This is a genomic window from Massilia sp. TSP1-1-2 (assembly GCF_049896185.1).
In the GTDB taxonomy this organism is placed as follows: Bacteria; Pseudomonadota; Gammaproteobacteria; order Burkholderiales; family Burkholderiaceae_D; genus Telluria_A.
The window spans coordinates 1-606 of sequence record NZ_JAFCTU010000195.1 but is presented as its reverse complement, the minus strand read 5'-3'; the positions used below and the strand labels follow the sequence as shown (position 1 = coordinate 606).

Below are 606 nucleotides of genomic sequence, written 5' to 3'. Positions count from 1 at the left end.
TGTTGTTACGTCCTTTGAAATCCTAGGCTCGCCGGGGCGCTAAATCCCGGGCTCTTCGAGGGCGTTCAGTAAGCTTTCACCCATGGCAGCGTGGGACGTCATGCAAAAAAGATAGGCCAGTACTCCTCTGATATCGTGTGAAGTTCTCACGCAACACACATACCATCGGGACCGGCCTATGCATCGAATTCTATCTGCAAATCCTTCGTTACCCCAACATATCGAGCAAATTGCGCACGCGCCGGAAGTCTACCGGCCGCTCGCTTGCCCGCATTGCGGGATAGCCGGTCTTTGGCTGCATGGTTTTTACGAGCGCAAACCAGACCGCGATGGCCCTGCCGCCGTGTCGCTCAATCCGGTGCTGGTGGCCCGCTTCTGCTGCGGCGCATGCGGGCGCACCTGTTCGCGTTTGCCGCTGTGCATCGCGCCGCGTCGCTGGCACCCATGGGCCAAACAGCAGCGGGTTCTGCTGGACCTGCTGGCCGGCGCCTCGCTACGCGGTGCGGCCCTGTGTGCGGGTGTTGCCCGCCACACCGCGCGTCGCTGGCGCGACTGGCTGCATGCCGGCACCGCGACGTTCGCGTTCGTGCTGCGCAGCCGATTCCC

Annotated in this window: 1 pseudogene; it reads left to right on the top strand. The window is 62.7% G+C overall.

Features of this window, described 5'->3' with window-relative positions:
• Window positions 1-343 precede the first annotated feature (343 nt).
• Window positions 344-606 (top strand): annotated as a pseudogene (locus tag ACP7BV_RS27665) (hypothetical protein); the annotation flags it as partial.